Origin of the sequence: Maribacter sp. UBA3344 (genome assembly GCF_002362375.1) — a bacterium.
Classification (GTDB): Bacteria; Bacteroidota; Bacteroidia; order Flavobacteriales; family Flavobacteriaceae; genus Maribacter; species Maribacter dokdonensis.
In genome coordinates this window covers 404,050-421,640 of record NZ_DERI01000009.1, presented here as the reverse complement: position 1 = coordinate 421,640, position 17,591 = coordinate 404,050, and the positions used below count along the sequence as shown (strand labels likewise).

Annotated in this window: 18 protein-coding genes; 3 read left to right on the top strand and 15 right to left on the bottom strand. The window is 36.2% G+C overall.

The window, feature by feature from the left end; translation table 11 throughout:
* Window positions 1–44 precede the first annotated feature (44 nt).
* From B2Z27_RS06960 to aceB, 13 genes are all read right to left on the bottom strand, one after another.
* Window positions 45–248 (bottom strand): hypothetical protein, encoded by a 204-nt coding sequence (locus B2Z27_RS06960; protein WP_286813096.1) that lies wholly within the window; start codon window positions 246–248, stop codon window positions 45–47.
* 10 nt (window positions 249–258) lie between these two features.
* Entirely contained in the window at window positions 259–843 is a 585-nt protein-coding gene (locus B2Z27_RS06955; protein WP_286813095.1) for a hypothetical protein, read from the bottom strand.
* Window positions 844–853: 10 nt separating this feature from the next.
* Window positions 854–1,339, bottom strand: a complete 486-nt coding sequence (locus B2Z27_RS06950) for a hypothetical protein (protein WP_210706567.1) — start codon at window positions 1,337–1,339, stop codon at window positions 854–856.
* A gap of 185 nt (window positions 1,340–1,524) precedes the next feature.
* Entirely contained in the window at window positions 1,525–2,178 is a 654-nt protein-coding gene (locus tag B2Z27_RS06945; RefSeq protein WP_071341468.1) for a hypothetical protein, read from the bottom strand.
* Window positions 2,179–2,307: 129 nt separating this feature from the next.
* Window positions 2,308–3,036, bottom strand: coding sequence for a haloacid dehalogenase type II (locus B2Z27_RS06940; protein WP_286813094.1), 729 nt, complete (start codon window positions 3,034–3,036; stop codon window positions 2,308–2,310).
* 5 nt (window positions 3,037–3,041) lie between these two features.
* On the bottom strand, window positions 3,042–3,395 hold the full coding sequence (locus tag B2Z27_RS06935; RefSeq protein WP_082642903.1) for a DoxX family protein: 354 nt from the start codon (window positions 3,393–3,395) through the stop codon (window positions 3,042–3,044).
* A gap of 20 nt (window positions 3,396–3,415) precedes the next feature.
* The gene (locus tag B2Z27_RS06930) at window positions 3,416–4,060 is read right to left on the bottom strand and encodes a DsbA family oxidoreductase (protein ID WP_286813092.1); all 645 of its coding nucleotides are present in this window, start codon (window positions 4,058–4,060) and stop codon (window positions 3,416–3,418) included.
* 3 nt (window positions 4,061–4,063) lie between these two features.
* Window positions 4,064–4,378, bottom strand: coding sequence for an EthD family reductase (locus B2Z27_RS06925; RefSeq protein ID WP_286813091.1), 315 nt, complete (start codon window positions 4,376–4,378; stop codon window positions 4,064–4,066).
* 71 nt (window positions 4,379–4,449) lie between these two features.
* A complete protein-coding gene (gap, locus tag B2Z27_RS06920) occupies window positions 4,450–5,442 on the bottom strand; it encodes a type I glyceraldehyde-3-phosphate dehydrogenase (protein ID WP_286813089.1) in 993 nt (330 codons plus the stop codon).
* Between the two features lie 101 nt (window positions 5,443–5,543).
* Window positions 5,544–6,092 (bottom strand): carboxymuconolactone decarboxylase family protein, encoded by a 549-nt coding sequence (locus B2Z27_RS06915; RefSeq protein WP_091606309.1) that lies wholly within the window; start codon window positions 6,090–6,092, stop codon window positions 5,544–5,546.
* Window positions 6,093–6,167: 75 nt separating this feature from the next.
* Complete coding sequence (locus tag B2Z27_RS06910; RefSeq protein ID WP_286813088.1) at window positions 6,168–6,731, bottom strand: TetR/AcrR family transcriptional regulator; 564 nt, start codon at window positions 6,729–6,731, stop codon at window positions 6,168–6,170.
* Between the two features lie 147 nt (window positions 6,732–6,878).
* Window positions 6,879–8,510, bottom strand: coding sequence for an isocitrate lyase (locus B2Z27_RS06905; RefSeq protein WP_286813087.1), 1,632 nt, complete (start codon window positions 8,508–8,510; stop codon window positions 6,879–6,881).
* Window positions 8,511–8,580: 70 nt separating this feature from the next.
* Entirely contained in the window at window positions 8,581–10,179 is a 1,599-nt protein-coding gene (aceB, locus tag B2Z27_RS06900; protein ID WP_286813086.1) for a malate synthase A, read from the bottom strand.
* Between the two features lie 127 nt (window positions 10,180–10,306).
* Between aceB and B2Z27_RS06895 the strand changes: the two genes are divergently transcribed.
* Window positions 10,307–11,785 carry a helix-turn-helix domain-containing protein gene (locus B2Z27_RS06895; protein ID WP_286813085.1) on the top strand — a complete coding sequence of 493 codons (1,479 nt, stop codon included), beginning with the start codon at window positions 10,307–10,309 and terminating at the stop codon, window positions 11,783–11,785.
* 30 nt (window positions 11,786–11,815) lie between these two features.
* Here the strand turns inward: B2Z27_RS06895 and B2Z27_RS06890 are convergent, their stop codons facing one another.
* Window positions 11,816–13,075 carry a serine hydrolase gene (locus B2Z27_RS06890; protein ID WP_286813084.1) on the bottom strand — a complete coding sequence of 420 codons (1,260 nt, stop codon included), beginning with the start codon at window positions 13,073–13,075 and terminating at the stop codon, window positions 11,816–11,818.
* 107 nt (window positions 13,076–13,182) lie between these two features.
* A complete protein-coding gene (locus B2Z27_RS06885; protein WP_286813106.1) occupies window positions 13,183–15,348 on the bottom strand; it encodes a PEP/pyruvate-binding domain-containing protein in 2,166 nt (721 codons plus the stop codon).
* A 1,021-nt stretch (window positions 15,349–16,369) separates the two neighbouring features.
* Here B2Z27_RS06885 and B2Z27_RS06880 point away from each other — a divergent pair.
* Window positions 16,370–16,675, top strand: a complete 306-nt coding sequence (locus tag B2Z27_RS06880; protein WP_058103706.1) for a hypothetical protein — start codon at window positions 16,370–16,372, stop codon at window positions 16,673–16,675.
* Window positions 16,676–16,814: 139 nt separating this feature from the next.
* Entirely contained in the window at window positions 16,815–17,564 is a 750-nt protein-coding gene (ppgK, locus tag B2Z27_RS06875) for a polyphosphate--glucose phosphotransferase (RefSeq protein WP_058103707.1), read from the top strand.
* Window positions 17,565–17,591: the final 27 nt, after the last annotated feature.

Sequence of the window (17,591 nt, the reverse complement as noted above, 5' to 3'; positions counted from 1 at the left end):
GTTTTTTATCTCAGTTCTTTGTTACCCAACGTTTTTATTCCTTATTAAATTATTCCTCCTTGATTAAGAAGGATAATTTTTTCTTTAACATTTGATTCTCCAGTTGGAAAACTCATTTCTTGTTGTTCGACATTAATTTTGCTAAAGAAAACGGAAACACTATTATCACTTGTATTATTATTAAGTAGAACGACCATATCTTTTGGCATTTTTTCTAATTCGCTTATTAATTCTTTTACAGTTGTCATATTTTTTTCTTTAAAATTCTTTAATTGCTTTTTTTGTTTTCTCTTTTTGTTCTTTTTCTAACTGTGTTTTTTCTAATTCCCAGGCTTTTGCTTTTAGTTCCTTTGCGTAGTAATGCAGTTGAAAATAATAATGTCCCTTAAATCCACTTAATGTACAATTCAATTTTTCTGCATTCCAAGCCATACTTGCTCCTTGTGTAGAATCTTCTTTGTAAGTAGATGTTGGTTTTCCATATGCTAACTGAATTAGGTTAAAAATCTCTAAATTAGGTTCGGTTACAATAAATATGTCATAGATTATCTCATTGAGTGTTTTTACAAAAATGTATTTAATTTTTACATTTCCGATTTTTTCATAGTCTTTGCTCGCATATATATAATCATATTCGGTAAATCTCTCGAAATATTTTACTGTCGTAGAGTCTCTTTTTAAAAAATGATAATAACCTTTATCATCTACATAATTTTTTACGTTTGTATTCAGTTTAATTTTCCTAAATCCATTATTTTCGATGAGTTTGTTTAAATCTTGTGAAAACATAAATGTTGTTGAGCAAAGGAATATTACTAATATTACTTGTTTTGCTTGTTTCATAATCTATTGTTTATTCTTGGTCTTCGTGTTGCCAGCAATATCCACTATAATTATCAGTTGAGTTTTCGCATTGGTCTCCATCTTCTGTAATTCCGTTACATTGTTCTGCCATTGGAACATTTTCAAAACAATCTCCAGTATCTCCAGTTATTTGAACAGTATAGTCATAACCTTTGTCAGATGTAAATTCGGCATATCCATCTTCGTCAAATTCTACGCTTGAAAAGTCGTCCAAATATCCACCATTTGGCCAATTTATTTGCTCTAATTCGTTATCACTTACTTCGATTGTCAATGTATAATCAGATGAAGTTCCTGTGCTTGGATTGTAATATTCTATATCAGCACAATATTCTCCATCCCAATTATCATTTTCTTTATAATCAGAATTGTATTCAGATTGTGCATTTCGATTAGTTCGTTCAGAGTTATTTTTCTTTTCCTTACAACCTAAAAGTAGGATAAATCCAAAAATTATGATTAGTGTTCTGGTCATTGTTCAAATGTTGGGTAACTCCTAAATATGCACAATAAAGGTTACAAATAAAAAGATACTAAAATTTTCAAAAACCAACATCCAAAAGAAATGTTTAAATAATTAGTACTTAAGTAGACAAAGCATCATAAAAAAGCCAGTATTTTGACAATACTGGCTTTTATAATTAGTGAGAAAATATAGTATTACTCTTCTCCTAACTCTGTTATTTTTTTCTCGTACAGTTTTTTACTTTCTACAACAGCAACGTTCAGCTCGCTCATTATTCCATCTACACGACCTTCAATGCTTTTCATTTGATCATTGATATTATCAAAAGAATTAAGTGCTGCAGCTACCTCCAATGCTTTTACTACCTCAACGGCATCGCCATGCAGTAATCTTAATTTATCAATAGCTTTAGAGGTATTGGCTAGTGTACCATTATATTTTGTACGTGCTTTTTCAATTGCCCCTAACAAGGTTTTTTTACTGGTCTCATCGCTTAAACTATTGGTTTGGGTTTCCATAGCCGTAAATAAATTAGAAGCTTTTTCCTTTAAGTCTTCATATTCCTTCGTCAGGTTTTTAACCCTACGGTCTACTTTTTCCCAGTCTCCATACACTTTTGCAAATTCCTTATCTTCATTTTTAGTATCCTCTAAGGCACTCTTTAATGCATTTAAGGATTCCAGACCTTTGTTCACATTTTTATTTGCGGTTTCCTTTTTGTTCTCAAAAGCATTTACCTGCGATTTAAATTTGTCCTTTAAACGAATTAGGTCTTCCGGACTTTTATCTTTCCAACAAGAAATTAATGAAATGGCAACGAATGCAATTACTAGTGTTCTTTTAAACATATGTATACGCTTTAGTTAATGGTGCGGCAAATATACATAATCTGTCCACTTTTTATTTTGACACCTTATATAAAACAACAGCACCGTACAATGTACGGTGCTGTTGTTTACATTATTTTGACCAGACCATTAATCATAAGTCATTAATATTTTGGCTACTTGTAGCAGATTGTCTTCAAAAATTTCTGTTTGTTTAGCTAAAGGAAAAGGTTGTTGCCCAGGTCTATTTACAAAGGCTGCCCGCCAGCCTGCCCATTGTGCACCTGCCACATCCCAGCCATGGGCGGCAATCAGCATACACTCATTGTGTAGTACGCCCATTTTTTGGGCTCCCCAAGTATAGGTTTCCGTAAATGGTTTAAATTTTCCGGTTTCCTCAACACTCAAAAGTTCATCAAAATATTCGGTTAGCCCGGCATGTTCAAATTGCTTCTTTAATAAAATCTTAGAAGAATTGGTAAACGTTACCAACTTGTATTCTGCCGCTTTTAGCTTTGTAAGCGCCTCTTTTACTTCTGGATGTGCAGGTAAATTACTGATGGACTCGCCTATTAACTTACGAGCATTATCTTTTGAAATTTCAATATTATGATTTGCCGCTACCATTTGTAATGCCGCCGCACCAATATGACCAAACGGTTCATAAGTTCCACTGGCGGAAACTACCAATGAATATTGTAGCATGGTGGTAAACCAAAGCGGTAATAAATCTTCCCTACCGCCTAATGCATTACCTACTTCTTTTTTAACTGCGCTAAGATCCAATAGGGTTTCATTTACATCAAAGAACAAGACTTTAGGACGAATACCCTTTAATGATCCATCTACTATAGTTTTATGGTTTTCCCTATTGTTCATTTCCATTATACCTTTTTACTAAAGATATATGAAATGATCAATGAAAGCAAGGCGATAACGGCTGCCGTCTGTTCACCATCACCTACCATTATATGCGCAAAAAATGCCAGTACAACGGCAAAGAAAAATGCGGCATACGCCCATTCTTTAATTAAGTAAAACTTTGGATTCCAAATAGCGAACAAGCCTATTAGTTTAGCCGTAGCGTACGGATAAATTAAATAGGTTGGGTAACCCAAACTTTGAAAAGCCGTTTTCACGTAATCATGATTAAAAAAATACATGCTTGCAGAAAATAGCATTACCAAGGTAAAAATACCTGTGGCTATGTAGTATATAATTTTATTTGAAATATTCATGATTCAAAAATTTATATGGTTTATTCGGAAATAAGTTCTCCCAGTATTTGCTTAAAAGTAGCTACAGGTTGAGCTCCCGTTACGGCACTTTTCATGTTAAAAACTATAGTAGGTACTGAATTTACACCCAAATTCTTCCATTCGCCCTGCTTGTTTCGGACTTCATATCTTGCCGCTTCACTATCAAGTTTTGTCAGTGCTTCATCTGCATTTAAACCAACATCCAGTAACGCTTGCTTTAAAACATCTTTATCAGATACATCTTTTCGCTCACCAAAAAACGAATTCATTAGTCGCAATTTCAGTTCGGTCTGTTTATCAAAATCTTTGGCATATTCCAATAGCACATGAGCATCAAAAGTGTTTGCCATACGCATACCTTCAAAATAGTCGAATTTGAATCCTAGTTCTTCTCCGATATCTGTCATGTTTTCACGCGATTCCTGTTGCTGTTCTAAGGTAGAACCATACTTTTCTGTAATATGTTCGGTCAGATCTTGACCTTCTGGCGGCATACCCGGATTCAGTTCAAACGGTTGCCATTCAATTTCTACTTGGTCTTTAATTCCTAGTTCTTCAATTGCTTTTTCCAAACGTTTAAACCCAATGGCACACCAAGGGCAAACTACATCAGATACAATATCTATTTTCAATTTCTCTTTCATCACTTAAAATGTAATCAAATTACTAATTTGAATTTCACCTTGCACATTACTATAGTTCTTGACATCTGCTGCAAATGTTGCCGCATGCGGACCAAAAGCAGCTTGAAAAGAAGCTACATCATCAAATTTTAAATGAGCAATGGCTACGTATGGTGCAGCATCGCCCGGTGCTCTGCCACCAACACCTAAATCCAATTCCAATTCTTTCAATGCACTGCCCACCAGTTTTTGAACCATTGGCAAGTGTGTGTTCTTATAATATTCCGTATTAAACTTTACGCCTTCGCTATTTGGATACATTACGGATACTTTTATCATGTTGTTTATTATTTAAGTTAATAAATAAAGATAGCCAATCTTTTATGTCAAGATTAGCTACCTAATTTAATTCAGTTTTCTGCCAAAATTTGACGTATCATTTGATTGGTGAATCCCCATTCGTTATCGTACCAGGTCATCACTTTCAACAAATCGCCATCTACTACCCTTGTCATCCCCAAATCTACGGTAGATGCATGCGGATTCTTTACAATATCCGACGAAACCAAAGGTTGATCTGTAGTATCCAAAATATTCTTATACCTATCCGTAGCCGCTTCCTCTTTAAAAATAGCATTTACTTCTTCAAGAGTTACTTCACGTTCTGTAACAAAAGTTAAGTCTGACATTGACCCAACAGGAATTGGCACACGTAGTGCAACACCATCAAACTTACCGGCAAATTCCGGTAATGCCTTTGTTGTTGCAATTGCCGCACCTGTTGACGTAGGTACAATGTTAGCGGCACCCGCACGACCCATTCTAAAATTCTTTTGTGAAGGCGCATCTACAATACCTTGAGATGCCGTATAAGCATGTACGGTAGTCATTATGGCTTTTTTAATACCCACTCTACGCCCCAATATTTCTACAACCGGGCTAATGTTATTGGTAGTACAACTGGCACATGAGAAAATATTGGTCTCACCTGCATCCGTATTTACACCGTGTACAACCGTTGGTATATCTTCACTTTTAGTTGGTGCAGATATAATTACGGATTTAGCGCCAGCTTTAATGTGTTTTTTGGCATCATCACTCTTGGTAAAGAAACCGGTACTTTCTATTACAACATCAATTTCGTGTTCTGCCCAAGGCAAATCTTCAGGATTGCGTTGCGAATTATATTGAATTCTCTTTCCGTCAATGATCAAGTTGTTCTCGTCATGCGAAACCTCTTTTTCATAAATTCCATAAACCGAATCATACTTTAATAAATAAGCTATATTCTCTATGGAAACAATGTCGTTTACCGCTACTAAGTCTAACTCTGGAGTATCCAAAATTACTTTTAAAGAAGCGCGACCTATACGCCCCATTCCGTTTATTGCTATTTTTTTCATTGTGATGTATTTAGTTTATTAAAATTAAATAGCCCTCTGCCTTAAGACAGAAGGCTATCAACAATCAATCAACAAATGGTTTCGGGGAACTTGAAACCAAATTATTTAGACCATTCAAATTTCTTGAAAGGCTCATCTACTGGTGTATGTGCAATATGATTTGTATAGTTACTGATTACCTTTTGTGATAATCCTAAAATAATTTCCAATACTTGTTGCTCACCATAACCTGCCGCGTAAAAAGCATCAAGATCCTCCTGTGTTACATTACCACGGTTACGCACAATGGTCAAAGTCATTGTTCTTAAGGCCTCTAATTTTGCATCGGCCAACGGTGTTTCGTTACGTAATGCTTCTGTAATGGTATCATCAACTTTCATCATTTTGGCAATACCAGTATGTGCCGGTACACAGTAGTGACATGCATGCTCTACGTTTATCGTTTGCCAAACCACGGTCAATTCTTCTTCATTGAAAGAAGTTTCAGTAAATAATTGGTGTAACGTTTGGTATGCTTCCAAAATTTTTGGTGATGCCGCCAATACCCCGTGAAGACCAGGAATCATTCCAAATGACTTTTGAGAATTTTCTAATAATGGCTTACTACCTTCAGGTGCAGATTCAATGTTGTGTACTTTTAAAGTTGTCATACTCTTTCTAATTTTAATGTTTATTATAGTTATGTTAAATCTAAGCAATCGCTTAGTTATTGTTCAAAAAAAATGTTATAAGTGTAAAAACGTAATTTTAATAATGCCCTTTAATTCCTCCTCATTAAATACTTTAGATGAAATTGATAGACCTAAAAGAGCGTTCATTAAATAGTCTGCTTGCGCTTCTATTTCTTTTACATCCCTTTGGTCGTCTTGTTTTAGATTCCTTACAAACAATTTTCTAATATTTAATGAAAACCGTTTTAATGCGGCCATGATTACCGGATTAGTATCTTCTTTGATCTCATTTACCGTATTGGTCACCAAACAACCTTTAAAAATGGCTCCTTCCCTTGAAAAATCAAGAAAATCCAAAAAATAATCTTTAATACCCTCTACACCATTAGTAGAGTTTTCCAAGATATTGGTTATTGCCTTGATCTTTGCATTATACAATTTAATGCTCTCTAAAAAAACACCCTCTTTATTTTTAAAACTGGCATAAATGGAAAACTGATTAATACCCATTTCTTTCTCCAACATACGAACGGAAGTGCTTTCATAGCCATTACGCCAGAACAGACGCATAGCCTTTTCTATTACCTCAGCTTCGTTATATTGTTTTTTGCGTGCCATTAATTCTAATTACACTACAAAACTAAGCAAGTGCTTTGTTATAAAAAAATATTTAACTTGATTTTAGTACATTGATACTTTAAAACAAAAAAAATGAGTCAACCCGTAGGTTGACCCATTTAAGGAAAGTAAGCAAAACCACAAATATTAAGACAAAACGCCTACTTCTTTTTCTCTTTTTTTACTTTTGGCACCGGCATCAAACTGGTTAGACGTATTCTTTTCGCCCCCTGCTTTTAAAGCCTTATCGCCTGCAAAGAAAGATTTATGATCGTCACCAAGATCAGACCCTGCCATTCTTTGATGTTTTACACAAGAAACACCTTTACGAATTTCTTGTCTTTGCACTCCCTTCACATATGCCAGCATACTTTCTTCACCAAAATAACCCTTGGTAAGGTCACTCATATGTAAAGCCGTAGTATGATATGTTGGTAGTGTAATTAGGTGGTGAAAAATACCGGCATCTCTAGCCCCATCTACCTGAAAGCTTCTAATTTTACGATCTGCCCTGTAAGACAGCTCAGTATCATCATACTCCTCTGCCATTAAATTATTTCTATCATATTCGGTCATGTTCTCACCTTCGGCAAGCATTTCATCATACGCTTGATTACGGAAATTCAATGTCCAGTTGAATGATGGAGAATTATTGTAAACCAATTTTGCATTAGGTACTACAGCTCTAATTCTGTTTACCATATGGGCAATCTGTTTTACATTAGGTGTTGGTGTCTCTATCCACAGTAAATCTGCACCATTTTGCAAACTGGTAACACAATCTAAAACTACCCTATCTATATTAGTACCATCTCTAAATTTATACAATCCGTTTGGTAAGCGAACCGGTCTCACCAATTTACCGTCTCTTTTTAATAGTACATCATCTTCACGAGCCTCTGAAATCGCAATTTCCTCTGCCTCTACAAAAGCTAAATATTGTGAAGCTAAATCACCCGGCTCTTGGCTTACCGGCAATTTCTGGGTAAGTCCCGCACCTTCAGAATCCGTTCTTGCTACGATCACCCCATCGTCAATTCCTAATTCAATAAAAGCATATCGTATTGCATTTAGTTTTGCTACGAAATCTTCATGAGGTACGGTTACTTTACCATCTTGATGGCCACATTGTTTAGCATCTGAAACCTGATTTTCTATTTGTATGGCACATGCACCCGCTTGTATCATTTTTTTAGCCAATAAATAAGTAGCCTCTTCATTACCAAAACCAGCATCTATATCGGCAATTATGGGTACGATATGGGTTTCATAATTATCGATTTCATCCTGAACTTCTTCCCCATTCTCCAATCTTCTGAACAAATCGTTCAATTCAATAGCATCTGCCTGACGTAAAAAATCATAGATTTCCACAATTAGACCAGATACTGCAGTCTTCTCGTGCATAGATTGATCTGGTAATGGTCCAAATTCTGAACGCAAGGCCGCCACCATCCAACCAGAAAGGTATAAGTATCTTTTACTCGTTGTTTTATGATGTTTCTTAACGGAAATCATTTTTTGCTGAGCCACAAAACCATGCCAGCAACCTAAAGATTGTGTATAGTTAGATGAATCCGCATCATAATCCGCCATGTCCTTTCTCATAATACCAGCTGTATATTTTGCAATATCCAAACCGGTTTTAAAACGGTTTTGAGCGACCATTCTAGCGGCATATTCAGGGTTGATGTCATTCCAAGTATCCCCGTACTTTTGCTTTAGGTTTCTTACAGTCTCCAATGCCGAACTGTACATGCTTTGTTTTAAATTTTTCATAATTTTGAATTACGTTATTATTAATAATGAGATCCTGTACATTGTTGCCGCAATGGCAGGATCGTTTTATTTAAATGAATTTATAGGCAGGTAAGGTCAAGAATTCCTCGAAATCATCTGAAACCACCAGCTGATCGAATAACTCTATAGCCAACTCAAATTTGGTGTTCTTCATATTATTTTCACCAACCTCGGTAACTAGCTTTTCAACCTCATCATCGAATATCGTTGTAAATAAATCACTATTCAATTGGCGCCCATCGGCAAGAATAACTTCATTCTTCAACCAATGCCATACTTGCGTTCTCGATATTTCAGCCGTTGCGGCATCTTCCATTAAATTATATAGTGCCACTGCACCATGTCCTCTTAACCAAGCTTCGGTGTACAAAATACCTACGTTGATATTTTTCCTTATTCCGGCTTCCGTAATAGTTCCTCTTGGGATCTCAACCAAATCCTTTTCCGTCACATTTACATCTTCACGTAAAACATGCATTTGGTTTGGTGTAGGCATATGCTTATTAAATTCGCTCATAGCAACCTCTACCAGTGCAGGGTGTGCTACCCATGTACCATCATGACCATTTTGTACTTCGCGCTCCTTATCTTTTCGCACTTTCTCCAAAGCTTCCGCATTGGCTTTATCATTGTTCTTGATAGGAATTTGTGCCGCCATACCGCCAATAGCAAGTATACCACGCTTATGACATCTTTGAACGACCAATTTTGCATAGGCATCCATAAACGGGGTAGTCATAGTAACCTGATCTCTATTGGGCACTACAAAACCAGGGTGGTTTCTAAACTTTTTAATGTATGAGAAAATATAATCCCAACGACCACAATTCAATCCTACGATATGATCTTTCAATTCAAAAATGATTTCGTCCAATTGAAAACTAGCAGTAATGGTCTCTACCAAAACAGTTGCTTTAAATGTTCCTTTTGGCACGTTTAGATACTCTTGGGCATATTCAAAAACCTCATTCCACCAACGTGCTTCTGTATAGTGTTCTAATTTTGGAAGGTAGAAATAAGGTGCCGTTCCTCTTTCCATCATGGTCTTGGTGTTATGAAAAACGTACAACCCAAAATCTACCAAACTTCCAGAAGCCTCTTCTTCATTAATCAACAAGTGTCTTTCATTTAAGTGCAAACCTCTTGGTCTCACTAAAAGCACAGCCGTTTCTTCATTTAATCGGTATGATTTCCCCCTCTTTGTATCTGTTAAACTAATGGTCTTTGTATTGGCATCCATCAAATTCTGTTGCCCTTCAATACTGTTTTTCCAACTAGGAGAATTACTATCCTCCAAATCTGCCATAAAGGTTTTAGCTCCGGAATTTAAAGCATTAATAATCATCTTACGATCAACCGGACCGGTAATTTCCACTCTTCTATCCTGCAAATCTTCTGGTATTCCTCCTGCAATCCAAACTCCCTCACGAATAGCTTTCGTCTCTTTTGGAAATTGTGGAAACTTTCCACTATCAAAGACTTCTTGCTGGACTTCACGGTTTTTAAGCAACTGTAATCTCTTCTCATTAAAGTTTTCATGGAGTGCCGTAAGAAACGCTAAAGCGTTGTCTGTTAAAATCTCAGGATAGTAATGCTGAACCTGATTCGCGAACTGAATTTTCGGATGTTTTAAAATCGTGTTTTCCATTATTAAAAGTTTTTGTTGACACAATGATAAAATAAAATATTTTACAAAACAAGCGAACGTTCGCTAAATAGATAAAATTCACTTTATTTCTGATGTACGCAAAATATAGTATCTTTAAAATCTCAATATGGAACAAGAATATATAAAACTCATTTTCGGCTTAAAACTTAAGCAGATACGAACAGAAAAGGATTTGTCATTATTTGGCTTATCTAAAATTTGCGGACTTTCTAAATCTTATCTTAATGAGATCGAGAAAGGAAAAAAATATCCAAAACCTGATAAGATCATCTTACTTTCTGAAAAATTAGAGGTACCCTATGATCAAATGGTTTCTTTAAAGCTAGATAAGAATCTTGCCCCTATTGGTGATTTATTACAGTCTAAAATTTTAAAAGAAATACCACTTGATCTGTTTGGCATTAAAGAAAGTGACTTAATTGATATTGTAGCTAACGCCCCGGCAAAAGTCAATGCATTCATAAGCACCATTATAGAAATTGCACAACATTATAGTTTTAGTAGAGAAAGTTTTTTCCTAGCATCTTTGCGTTCTTACCAAGAGGCGAACAACAACTATTTCGAAAATTTAGAGCAAGAGGTTCTCAAATTTGCAAAAGCCTATCATTTAGATTTATCAAAAAAACTTTCTTCCAAAGACTTAGAAGAAATACTAATAGAAGAATATGGATATATTATTAACAATGGAGAATTAGAAAAATACGAGGCTTTGGAAAACCTAAGATCTCTTTTTGTTCCGGAAACTAAAACTTTACTGCTCTCTGCGGATATTAATGAAGCTCAACGTGCTTTTATTTATGCAAAAGAAATAGGTTATAACTTTTTAGCATATACAGATAGACTTTATTCCTTTCCTTGGATAAAATTTGAAAATTTTGACCAAGTATTGAATAATTTTTACGCTTCTTATTTTGCAGGCGCCCTACTAATACCCAAAACACAGCTGACTCCACAATTAGAAGAGGTTTTTAAAGAAGGAAAATTTAATGCAGATAAGTTCTTGTCCATAATTGACAATTATAATGCATCGCCAGAATCTTTTTACCAGCGATTAACCAATATTCTACCTAATTTTTTTGCGATACAAAACCTCTTCTTTTTAAGGTTTACCCATAGATTGGGCAGCAAAAAATACCATCTAAAAAAAGAACTTCATCTTTCTCATCAACATTCGCCCAGAGCAAATGAAACCAATGAACATTATTGTCGTCGTTGGGTATCTTTAAAGGTTTTGAACGATATTAAAATGAGTCAAAAAAAGCATGAATTCGATATTCAAATATCTAATTACCAAGGCGAGGGCAACCAGTACATCGTATTATCATCTGCAACAAAGGATCCATTTAAGGACAATCAATACAGAAGTATCAGCATTGGACTTTTAATGAACAAACAACTTTCTAAAAAAGTGAAGTTTTTAAACGATCCAAGTATTAAAACGCAGCAAGTTGGCGTTACTTGTGAGCGCTGCGCCATTAAAAACTGTAAGGAACGTCAAAATTCTGCAATAGTTCTAGATAGAATTGATAAAAACAAAAAAGTAGCCACAATTGTAGAGGAACTACATACCAAGTTTAAATCTTAATATGTTTTAGATAACTGATTGATCGTAAATCTATTTTCTAATAATTTTATCAATATTACCCGCTAAATACATATGGTCACTGGCAGAGTTTTTACGAAGTACGTTTGTCATTAACACCACCATATACCTACAATTATCCGGGTGCTCAACAATGATGACCGAGTTCATGAAATTAGTAACGTTGCCCATGTATTTTCCGCATGCCTCCCCATTACTTCTATCGCATTTGTACAAAGAGCCCGACTTAAAATATACAGCGGCTTCTTTCAATGCCGGTGACTGTGCGTAGCGAATTCTACGATCGGTCATATACATTAATCGTTTCATCTCTAAGCTTGATGCTTCATCTACCACCTTACCTTGTTCCAATTGAACCAAGAATTTCATTAAACCCTGTGGTGAACCTATACTACCGCCTTTATCGCCCACATAGGTATTTGCACCTCTAGTGAAAAAACTACCCAACCGCCATTCATCTGATGTAATGCCCAATTCACGTAAAGGCAAATTAACCACATCATTACTCAAATCTGTCAGCTCTTTTTTAGGAGTTTCCTTAAAGTAAGTATCCGCCTCTTCTTGTGTCAGCTCAGGATACTTTTCACCAAATGCTGCCATTAACAGCGCCTCTCTCCATACTATACTTGCCGCACCGTTGTTACTCACAGACAACATGTGATCTGCCCATTCATATAAAGAGAACACATCGCCGGCAATTACTTGACGTTTTACCAAGGTATTCTTTTCAATATTATAGATAGGAATGGTATGTTCATCCGTTAAGCCCCAAACTCCGGCTTTAACGGATTTATTCTTGAGTAGCTCCGTTCTTTTTTCAAATGAATCTGGGTAAATTTTTTCCAACTGTGTGAACAAGCCCAATAACACAGCCAACTTACCTACAGAACCTGGCTGATAGCCTGCAGTCTCATTTCGTTCTGCGTAGCGAACATTTTCTGGGTCCGATATATCTAAAACCGTTAACGAATAACTTTTATCCAAACCACGAAACAAGGCACTGATCTCCTTCTGAAAATCTGCATCTACCTGCATTAGCCCCATTGCGCTATCATTCTTTCTTGACAGCAAGTTCAATTGAATATCGTTGTACGGTTTCATAGCACCGACAGGTAAAGCCGATGCATCTTTAATCTCTCCGCTCTTGATCAGCTCCAATCGTTTTAAGCGTTTAATGCCTGTGCGCTCGTAACCATCAATTGGGTAATATTTGTATGTTGTAAATGCGGATGCACTTAAAACAATCACTAACAATACTATAATTTTCTTCATACTCATTCCTAAACCAACTTTTAATAATTGTTATATATAACATCTGAATTACAAGCCATAAAAACAAGAAAACACATGGCTAACAAACAAACCAATTTCTATTCATATCATATTTTTGTACTCAGCGAAATTTCTTTTGCCGTATTAATTTTTGGGGTGATGGATTCCAGATACCCAGAACTCAACGCTTTTTTATTTTCAACAAACGGTCTTATTTGAAACAACCATAATTTGTCTTCCTTAAAACCTAATTCCACATCATAAGCACCCTCATAATCCGAATTTGTTTCTTTTGGCATTGTTTCTCTAATGGTCTTTGCCAAGGTTTTAATATCAGCCATGTTCTTTTCATTCAAAACCCTGTGCTCAAAAGTGGCTATTCTTTTGCCCGTACCACCTGTGACGGGAAGCGTACTATATAGAGCTTCACGCGCAGGAGCCAATAAGCGATATCCGTTATCACTATAAATAGTATATGTTTCCGCTGACTGCCCATCAACAGCACCGCCCGCACCTCTACTGAATGCCACGGTCAAGTCTTTATCATTACCTGAGTTAATGCCCTTTGTAATTAAAACGCCCGAGTAATCTACATCTACACTTGGAATCACCAAAATAGAAGGGAATACATTTTCTGGATTCAACAAATACACTTGCCGCCATTTAAAACTTCGTTCTGTATATGGCGATGCCCAAACATCTTTAATACCCTCAATTATCTTTTCTTTGTCCAGCACGTTGAATAAAGTCAAGTTTAATCCGGCACCGGTGAACTCCTTTAAATCTTCCATATTGGTATCACTACGTAAGAATACAGGAACCTTACCAAATTCAGCACCAAGAACCGATTTAAATTTAGTCTCCAATTGATTTTTAAAATCTTCTTTTAAAGGCATTTTTTTAATTGCCGTTCTTAGCGTCTCCAATTGTCTTAATTGATAATTTTCAATTTCGGGTTCAGGCACATCTGCACCTCTCATGCGCTCAGCCTCTTTAAACATGCCATTTAAAAACTCCCAATACGAGTTAGTTTCACCAGGCATGGTTTGATCCATATGATCTTTAAAGATCCCGAAAGGTATTACCAACCCCTCTACCACTTGCTCTGGAAACATCTTTTTCAACTGACCAAGGTTAGCAGCTTTTGGTCCGCATAAGGCACCAGAATCACTTGCATCAACATCTCGCATGTTCAGCACATCTGTAGTACCTAATTGAATTTTCTCAACTGGCACTTCTATCTTATCCGTATTTCGTTCTTTCTTTAGGAACAGTCCGCGTTCTTGATCTGTCATCTGCGTTTCTGGTTTTAAGATCACGTTCCCTTTATTTGAAACCGCATAAAACACACGGTCACCATCATACTTCTTTAAACTCTGAAGATTCTGATCAGATAGTGCGGCATTGGGTATACCTAAATTACGCGCCAATAATTGTACATGCGATACCATATTACCTTCAGCCACAGTGGCTATACCTGCCACTGGTTTTAGGTCTGACGGAGATCGCTGAAAAATATAAATTTTATCTGCCGATACCTCAATATCTTCAGATGAACCATCCACTACCACCAGTTCACCAAAGGCATAACCAGGGTTCAATCCCCTGAAGGTACTTTGATTGGTAATATCCATAACCTTATTGGTCAAAGCGGATTCTTTAGATATAAAATCGCCCAACTGCCCCACACTTTGTCCTAAATGCAAGGCAACGGAGCCTCTAATTCTATCATCTATAAATGCATAAGACTTAGGCTCAAAAGCGGTATACGTATTTACTACTTCTTGATAATTGGCTTTAACTGTCGCCGCGCTCCACTCCACGGCAGATCTTGCCGTTTCTAGCACTTGTGTCAACTCTGCCAAAGTCAATTTGCTTTCACCAAATTTACTGAGCGTACCAGAAATCTGCTCCCACTCCCACAATTCTAGATAGCCGGCACCCACAGATGCCGTGGTCAATGCACATATTTTTTCTAACTGGCCACTAACCGTTTCGGGCTCCCAATTAGGCGCGTTTTGAAATAGCAACTCTTCTAACTTCAAAGAAATATCCAATAACTGCAAACGTGCCAAAGACCGCTTTTCTGTTAACAGACCTTCTCTAATATCTAAAAGTAATAGAGCCGTTTCATTCACTATATAGGACGGGTTGTCATTATCTGCCTTTGCATTTATAAAAGATTGTACTTTATCTCCCAATAAAGTCCCTTTTACCAACTTAGATGTGTTAAGCAATGCCTGAACATCAACCGGTTTAAAAAACGTATTCATCGTAGTTACCAATCCGTCTAATTTCTTAATTAAATCGGTTGTTAATGATTTTTGATGTTTCGTTTTAAAATCAATTACTTTTTGAATATCAGCTTTTTCCGGCTGACTATGGATCTTGGTTCTAAGGTCCATAAACGGTGTGTACATATCCGAAATTACCTTGGACTGGCTTCGCATTAATTGTGCAACATTATCATCACCGTTATGGGGAATATCTTTTAAAGATTGGCGTATGAGATAAAAATTATGGAGGAGAACTTTATCATCTGCCAAAATAGTTTTATAAAAATCGATTCCCCATGTCTCTTCGTCTTCTACCTGTACCGAGCCTCTATAGAACTGCCCTTTTTGATTGATCCAGCCATTATCTACCAAACGCAAATACTTATCCAATTGATATTGTTTTAAGCGGGAGTGGTTATGACCGGCATCCCACAGCTCATCAATATCCGTATATGCCAAAATTTGACCTAAATAAATATGATTGGTCTCACCCAAGGAGACCACTTCATCTTTATAACGGGCATGTTGCACGCCAGGACCAATATTATCCGGGCAGGGGTCTTTTGGTTGTCTAATACTACCATCCGTACAGAACCAACGAATATCTTTATACGGACCCCTTATATCCGCCTTATATTTTTGAACCCATTGTTGAATATTATCAGTAGATACCCTGTCTTGCGAATAACCAAAATTAGATGCTAAAAAACACACTATTGTAACCAGCGAAAATTGTAGAGGAGATGTATAGTTTTTCAATGTATACTAATGTTTAATATAGTAAAGGTAGTATGTAATTTTTCTATTAAATAGTGTTATCCAAAAATATTTTACTTCATTATTCAAAAAATAGCGAACTGGTTTACAGCTATTTAACATTATAAAAATCTTTCATAATAAAATGATAAAATTAATCGTTATTCAACTAATTAGATTTCATTTGTATTCAGAATTTTAGACCTAAAAACAGGACTAAAATCAGGCAAAAAAATCGATAATTAACTTAACAAGAAAAAAAATGAAATCACTATTAATTGTATTGTTCGTTTCCATTTCTACCTTGACCGCATACGGGCAAGACGAAAGCACTATGAACGCCACCTATGAAGGCTTCATTAATGGTACTTATGTGTTCACTGACGACGAAGGAGAACGTGTTGAATTCAACAACGTTGCCAATGGCGTAAGTGCAAAGTACGACCTTAACAGCTCTAAGTTTGTAGGTAGACAGTTCTCTATTACTTTTACGATTGATCTAGAGATGGACGAGGATGATGAGGAAATTCAAGTAAGCACGATTACAAACTTGCTTATGCCCGAATAAAACACTTAAAGGACCTAAAAAGGTCCTTTTTTTATGCTATAAATTATAGACATCCATAAACGTAAAAAACACACTAAATAATAGCACTTCAAAGAGCCGAAACTTTTTCGTTTCTTTGTAATTCATAACAAAATATAAAATGACTTTACTTGGTATTGATGTAGGTGGTTCTGGAATAAAAGGAGCGTTAGTTAATTCTGAAACCGGAGAAATGATTTCAGAACGTTTTAGAATACCAACTCCCATACCCAGAACACCCGAGGCAATGTCAGATGTAATAGCCCAGATAGTAGCGCATTTTGACTACAAAGGCAAAGTGGGCTGTGGTTTCCCTACTATCATTAAAAACGGAATCTGTAAAGCCACAGGTAATCTAGATAAAAGTTGGTTAGGTGTTAATGTAGAAGAATTACTGGAAAAGAAAACCGGATTGGATTTTACCGTAATCAATGATGCCGATGCTGCTGGATACGCTACTATGAACTATGGTACCGGTAAAGGAGAAAAAGGTTTTGTAGTAATGATTACCATTGGTACCGGCTTAGGAAGTGGCGCATTTCTTGACGGAAGATTGATTCCTAATTTTGAGCTAGGACAAATTCCCTATAAAAAATATAGCAAAATTGAGAAATGGGCAGCGGGATCAGCCAAGGACCGTGAAGGACTCTCCTATAAAAAATGGGGCAAAAGATTCAATAAATTCTTAGAGTATGTAGAATTGATCGTATCTCCAGATTTAATAATACTTGGCGGCGGTGCCTCAAAGGACTTTAAAGAGTTCAAATCAAAAATAAAAATAGAGACCAGGGTCATACCTGCAGAATTACAGAACCACGCGGGTATTATAGGTGCCGCTGTTGCTTCACAATATAAAGCACAAAAAGTTTAGTGCTAGTAACCACATCGCAAAAAAAAA

Coding starts and splice junctions, on each gene's coding strand:
- B2Z27_RS06960 (WP_286813096.1), bottom strand. CDS start 248: ATGACAACTGTAAAAGAATTAATAAGCGAATTAGAAAAAATGCCAAAA.
- B2Z27_RS06955 (WP_286813095.1), bottom strand. CDS start 843: ATGAAACAAGCAAAACAAGTAATATTAGTAATATTCCTTTGCTCAACA.
- B2Z27_RS06950 (WP_210706567.1), bottom strand. CDS start 1,339: ATGACCAGAACACTAATCATAATTTTTGGATTTATCCTACTTTTAGGT.
- B2Z27_RS06945 (WP_071341468.1), bottom strand. CDS start 2,178: ATGTTTAAAAGAACACTAGTAATTGCATTCGTTGCCATTTCATTAATT.
- B2Z27_RS06940 (WP_286813094.1), bottom strand. CDS start 3,036: ATGAACAATAGGGAAAACCATAAAACTATAGTAGATGGATCATTAAAG.
- B2Z27_RS06935 (WP_082642903.1), bottom strand. CDS start 3,395: ATGAATATTTCAAATAAAATTATATACTACATAGCCACAGGTATTTTT.
- B2Z27_RS06930 (WP_286813092.1), bottom strand. CDS start 4,060: ATGAAAGAGAAATTGAAAATAGATATTGTATCTGATGTAGTTTGCCCT.
- B2Z27_RS06925 (WP_286813091.1), bottom strand. CDS start 4,378: ATGATAAAAGTATCCGTAATGTATCCAAATAGCGAAGGCGTAAAGTTT.
- gap (WP_286813089.1), bottom strand. CDS start 5,442: ATGAAAAAAATAGCAATAAACGGAATGGGGCGTATAGGTCGCGCTTCT.
- B2Z27_RS06915 (WP_091606309.1), bottom strand. CDS start 6,092: ATGACAACTTTAAAAGTACACAACATTGAATCTGCACCTGAAGGTAGT.
- B2Z27_RS06910 (WP_286813088.1), bottom strand. CDS start 6,731: ATGGCACGCAAAAAACAATATAACGAAGCTGAGGTAATAGAAAAGGCT.
- B2Z27_RS06905 (WP_286813087.1), bottom strand. CDS start 8,510: ATGAAAAATTTAAAACAAAGCATGTACAGTTCGGCATTGGAGACTGTA.
- aceB (WP_286813086.1), bottom strand. CDS start 10,179: ATGGAAAACACGATTTTAAAACATCCGAAAATTCAGTTCGCGAATCAG.
- B2Z27_RS06895 (WP_286813085.1), top strand. CDS start 10,307: ATGGAACAAGAATATATAAAACTCATTTTCGGCTTAAAACTTAAGCAG.
- B2Z27_RS06890 (WP_286813084.1), bottom strand. CDS start 13,075: ATGAAGAAAATTATAGTATTGTTAGTGATTGTTTTAAGTGCATCCGCA.
- B2Z27_RS06885 (WP_286813106.1), bottom strand. CDS start 15,348: ATGAATACGTTTTTTAAACCGGTTGATGTTCAGGCATTGCTTAACACA.
- B2Z27_RS06880 (WP_058103706.1), top strand. CDS start 16,370: ATGAAATCACTATTAATTGTATTGTTCGTTTCCATTTCTACCTTGACC.
- ppgK (WP_058103707.1), top strand. CDS start 16,815: ATGACTTTACTTGGTATTGATGTAGGTGGTTCTGGAATAAAAGGAGCG.